We start from the raw sequence: 5,018 nt of genomic DNA on the forward strand, positions 1-5,018 counted from the left end.
CCAACTTTCCATACGTGACCAAGTTTTCGAAAGAAAATTGACGCATCTTCTTTCGATGTCTTCCGGGTAAGGTTACACTTTACATCACGCAGAAACAACAAAGCCCGCACATGGCGGGCCTCGTGTCAGTGTCGAGGAGGTAGGATGCCCCGACATCTGATGTTCATTAACCCGAAATCAGCGGGCCATGAAATCTAGACCGATTTTACGCGCCAGAGCCCACTTGCTCAAGGCGTATCGTGAATAACCTCAGCAAAAAGACTGTTCTCCCCTCCAAAACTGGACGGGGGCACAAGGACGACCGTGTGCAGGACGCTGCTGTAGTGCAGCCGCAGCGTGGTGGTCAGGGCGCGGGAGCGCCCCTTGGTACACATGCGAAATCGGTACACAGCCCAACGGTTCCCAGCGCTTCCGCTGGTTTTGACCCGATGGCAGTGAAGGCGCAACGCTTCAAGCTGCAGAACGTGGCTGCTGCCATCATCCCCGACAGCCGCATGGCCAAGTGCCTGAGGTTGCGTGCTCACAACCAGGAAATCAAGATTTGGAAGGTCAACGAGTACGGCACGGCTCACTACACAGGTTTGCAGACTTGCTCCTCCGTTTGGGAGTGCCCAGTGTGTTCAGCCAAGATTTCCGAGCGCAGACGTGCCGAGCTTTTGTCGGCGATGTGCGTTCATCAGGCTAACGGTGGCAACGTTCACTTGTTGACGCTGACGGTTCCTCACCAGCGTGGCGACGTGCTCAAGGAGCTGCTCGACCAGCAGGCAAAGGCACTCAAAAGGTTTTGGAACGACCGCGTCACCAAGGGCGTTCTGGTTGAGATGGGCTACTTGGGTCAGGTTCGTGCTTTGGAGGTCACACACGGCCGTAAAAGCCTCCGTAACAACGGTTGGCACCCACACTTCCACATCCTGCTTTTCACGGGCGTAGGAGCAGATGCAAAGGCTTCTACCCTGCACCAGCGTTACCAGTGGCAGCTTGCCTTGTATGAGGTGTGGGTCAAGGCTTGTGAGTACGCTGGTCTTGGTACGCCCAGCTTCCAGCATGGCCTCAAGCTGGACAACGGCAAGAAGGCATCCAATTACGTCACGAAGTGGGGTCTTCAGGACGAAATGACCAAGGCTCACCTCAAGAAAGGCCGTGCAGGTGGTGAGACACCGTTTGACTTCTTGCGTGCTGTGGCCGAGGACAGCTCCGACAAGCAAGCCGCAGCGCTGTTCCGCGAGTTTGCCCACGCCTTCAAGGGCAAGCGTCAACTGGTATGGAGCAAGGGTCTCAAGAAGGCTCTCGCCGTCGAAGATGTGAGCGACGAACAGCTTGTTGAGCGTGCGGAAGAAGAAGCCGAGCTCATGGGTTACCTGACCTATGAGCAGTGGCGCGACGTGTTGAAGGTGGATGCCCGCGGTCTCGTGCTCGAAATTGCGGCCAAGCGTTCCTGGTACGAGGTCACACGCTTCCTCGATGTTATCGAAGGCGCACACACCGGCACTGTCATTCCGCCGGGTTTGCTGGTCGAAGTCCGAGAAATCCTGCTGTGTTGACACCTCGGCGGCCTGCCGATGGCGTTTTCTAGTCGCCGATTACTGTCTTGGCTCCATTCCTGCAGAACCGATCCGGTTCTGCAGGTAGGGGAGTACCTGCCACGCCCTTATCTGGGCGTTTTATGGGGTTTCCAAAGACATTTGCGCGCCAGCTGCACCTTGACCTTGCTCGATGGCCTTTGCCTGCGCTCTTTCTACGGCTTCCAGACGGCCACGTAGCTCTGCTGCAACCTCGCGCGCCTCAGTTTCTGCCGCCCGCGCAGTCTTGGCCAAGACTTCGGCCCGTTCTGCCCGTGCAACTGTCTCCGCAAGTTGCGCTTGTAGTACCGCCACTTGCTGCTGTACGGCAGCGTACTTGCCTTTCGTGGCCTCCAATTGTTGCTGCAACGCTTCCTGCGCCGTCACAGCCGAATCGGCAGCTTCCATGGCTTCTGCCCGGGCATTTTCCAGTTCTTGCCGCTGTTGCTCCATCGCTGCCCGTTCAAGTTGCATACGTTGTTCGGCTTCCTCTTGAGCTACAACCCACACCTGCACGGCCAGCTCAGCGGCACGCTGTGCCACAGCCTCAGGTGCTGTAACCGCAGGTGCTTGCTCTACCTGCTGCTGTTTCCACGTCTTGATACCCTCACCGATGGTCGAAAAGCTGCCTGTGCCCAGCTCAGCGCGGATAGCAGCCAATGTGGGTTTCTTGCCGCGTGCGACCAGCGTATTCGCAGCGGTATGTATGTCGTTTGTAGTGATGGCCATGTACGGACTCCTGTAATGTTTGTATGTTGTATTGTAGTGTAAATTTTACAAATACAACACTACAACCCTACACACTGTTGTTGCCAAGTGGAGTTGGGGTATGGGGCTTGCCCCATGTAGCGCCGCAGGCGCGTAACCAGTGACGTTGGCCTGAGTGGATGTCAGTTCGCGGAAGTGACCTTTGCCTTGACGAACTGCCAAACGCGCCCTGTTAAGCCTGTGGGTTCTGGTGCGGCTTCTGCCTCATCATCCGTTGCTGGTTGTGCCGTGTTGTATGCCGTACCGTGCTCTTGTTGGTACGCAAGGTCGTTCGCTTCTTCATTCGTCTCCTCGTACTCCAGCTTGTCTGCTGGTGCGCCTGCTGGCTCATCTGCTCGCCTGAATGCTTCGTCGGCTTTCGCGACGATCGTCGCGAAACGGATGCCCTCGACCGTGACGTGCTTGAGCTGCATGAGTACGAAGTTGATATTGGTGTCGGACTTCACACCTATCTTGGTGAGCCGGTTGAGGATGCGTTGTTGGTGGTTGAGTGAGTAGCCACGCTCGTCTTGGCACATCTCCGGAACCGCAATCATTCCGTGCCTCACGGGTGGAAGGCCTGGGTAATCCGTGACGGGCGTACCGCGTTGCGCTGCGACGATGGCCTTGAGCATCGCGTTCAAGTTCTCGCCACTCTTGCGGCTGCGCTCCACCTCAAGCCACACCGTTTGCAGCCGACCGTGCTGGTCTTTCGTGACCGCCAGGCCATCGGCGTGTTTGCTGGCGTTGGGCACCATCCGCAGCAGCTCGCGTTCGGACACCACGTCCACGGCACCCTGTTGCCAAAAAAGACTCAACACACCCGTAGCCAACAGGTCATGCTCCCAGGACAGCGGCGGCGACCAGACGCCGTTCTTATCGCTGCGGCCCCAGTTGGTGCCATCGCGGTAGTAATCGTCTTCCTCTGCGTGTGCGTTGCGTTCGTTCGAGCCGACCGCATTGGCGTTGAGCCAAGCGGCACCTCGCGCGGCGACCACGTAGGCGCTACCTGCGCCGACACCTGGGAGTTTGCGCGGGAGCACGTAACGCAGCTGCACCAGCTTCCGAAGCAGCTTCTCAGCGTACTTGCGCCCATGCGTATCGTTCGGATACACGAAGCGTCCAAGCTCGATGGCCCTGAGCCAACCGAACCTGGCGATGAAGTGAAGTGCCGTGGCAGCGTGCTCGTTGGCATCCAACCGCGGCGGAATTTGGGATGAAAGTTGTTTTTGCATCCCAGGTATAGCTACTGACCGGCGTATTCCAGGCCGATATTGCGCTTGATGGCGTGTAAAAGTTTGTAACAGTTTTGGCCCGGAATACCGCCTGGAACACTGAGGATCGGCTCATCCCCGTCGGCAAGGTCATACCCCCTAGCTTTTGGCAGCTACTTCACGTCCGGCCAGCCGGACTACAGCGCCATCCTGAGGATGGCTCGTGGCTACGCTGCTCTCCCCTGAGGTCGAACAGCTGCGCGTGCTGGGTCGTCCTACGGACTCCTTGCCGCACTTGCCTTCACGCCCGACCAATATGGTCGGACTACAGCGACCCCCTGCGGTGGTCTCGTGGGCGCTCCCGCCAGCCTTTGGCTGCACTGCGTGCCGTCTACGACGGGCGGGCACCCGTAATAGGCACGCGCCCAAGTGCGCGGCTCCGAACAAGTTCGGCTCCTTCGGACAATTCCGGGTGCCCGCCCCTCTCCGAGGGTGGGAGGGAGCGCGGGCGTTGCCCCCACTGAGCTTTTGCCCGACCAGTCGCTGACGCTCCAATTTGTCGGTCAAAACTCAGCGGCTCCCCCAGCAGGTTTGCCACCTGCACCGCTTGGGCTGCTGCCCAAACCCGTGCTGCGCTCCTGCGGTTTTTCGTTCGCAAGCTCACTGCAAATCCTCGTCCCTTGCCCCACTGCACCAGCTCCAGCCGAACCTGAAACCTGCGGTTTCCGGTTTGTTCGTCTGGCCTGTTGCAGCGGCTCCCGCAGTGCCTGACGGCACTGGGCTGCGCCCCGGATGAGCACTCAGCCAGCAAGTCGCAAGCTCCTACTCCTGGCTTCGGCTCACCGGCTCCCGTTTGTGTATCTGCTACTTAGCTACTTACTTTGAGATGCAAAATTTCGTTTGTTGCATCCCAGACTTTATAAAACCATCAGCGCTTCTTGCATAACTTCCTTCTTCTTCTTGTCGCATGAACGCAAGGTACCTTTTGATTGTGTACGAAATCCCTTGGTAAAAATCTGATTTTGCTTGACTCAAGCACGGAGTTACCGATGTTAATTGTAATTCTCTGTTGATTTGTTGTAGATTTTGTATGGGTCCCGCAAGAGCTATTCTGGGCGTGCTGGATGCAAGCAAATTGGCATCATCAAATTTTTGCAGTACTAAGGCTAGTTGGCGAGCAGCTTCTTTCTCTACCATGAGTCTTTCCGCTAGCTCACGCTTTTCGCGTTCTTCGGCTCTTCTTTTAGCAGCTTCTTCTCTCATGGGAGCTTCCGCCTCCCATTTTTCTTTTGCTGCCTCTCTTTCCTTACGCCTAATTTCTTCTTTTTCTGCTTTTTCTCTTGCAGCTTTTTCTTCTTTTCTGTCTTCATTGGCCATATAAGCAATTGTGCCTAACCCAATAAATAGAAAAAAGATTATTTGCATTACAGATAATCCAGGTTTTTTTAATTTTTCCATGAGCTCCTCCTTCATTTATTAAATTTTTTACTTTTATCAT

The 5,018-nt window shown here is 56.2% G+C and carries 4 protein-coding genes; 1 reads left to right on the forward strand and 3 read right to left on the reverse strand.

What is annotated here, in order from left to right; all coding sequences use genetic code 11:
- Positions 1-239: 239 nt before the first annotated feature.
- Positions 240-1,541 carry a protein rep gene (locus CON76_RS06135; RefSeq protein ID WP_145995353.1) on the forward strand — a complete coding sequence of 434 codons (1,302 nt, stop codon included), beginning with the start codon at positions 240-242 and terminating at the stop codon, positions 1,539-1,541.
- Between the two features lie 120 nt (positions 1,542-1,661).
- Here the strand turns inward: CON76_RS06135 and CON76_RS06140 are convergent, their stop codons facing one another.
- The 3 genes from CON76_RS06140 to CON76_RS12810 form a co-directional block, all read right to left on the reverse strand.
- Positions 1,662-2,288, reverse strand: a complete 627-nt coding sequence (locus CON76_RS06140) for a DNA-binding protein (protein WP_101050135.1) — start codon at positions 2,286-2,288, stop codon at positions 1,662-1,664.
- A gap of 161 nt (positions 2,289-2,449) precedes the next feature.
- Positions 2,450-3,541 carry a hypothetical protein gene (locus CON76_RS06145; protein WP_145995354.1) on the reverse strand — a complete coding sequence of 364 codons (1,092 nt, stop codon included), beginning with the start codon at positions 3,539-3,541 and terminating at the stop codon, positions 2,450-2,452.
- Positions 3,542-4,396: 855 nt separating this feature from the next.
- Positions 4,397-4,978 (reverse strand): hypothetical protein, encoded by a 582-nt coding sequence (locus CON76_RS12810; RefSeq protein ID WP_145995355.1) that lies wholly within the window; start codon positions 4,976-4,978, stop codon positions 4,397-4,399.
- Positions 4,979-5,018: the final 40 nt, after the last annotated feature.

It is taken from the genome of Macromonas bipunctata (assembly GCF_002837135.1).
Lineage (GTDB): Bacteria > Pseudomonadota > Gammaproteobacteria > Burkholderiales > Burkholderiaceae_C > Macromonas_A > Macromonas_A bipunctata.

Coding starts and splice junctions, on each gene's coding strand:
- CON76_RS06140 (WP_101050135.1), bottom strand. CDS start 2,288: ATGGCCATCACTACAAACGACATACATACCGCTGCGAATACGCTGGTC.
- CON76_RS06145 (WP_145995354.1), bottom strand. CDS start 3,541: ATGCAAAAACAACTTTCATCCCAAATTCCGCCGCGGTTGGATGCCAAC.
- CON76_RS12810 (WP_145995355.1), bottom strand. CDS start 4,978: ATGGAAAAATTAAAAAAACCTGGATTATCTGTAATGCAAATAATCTTT.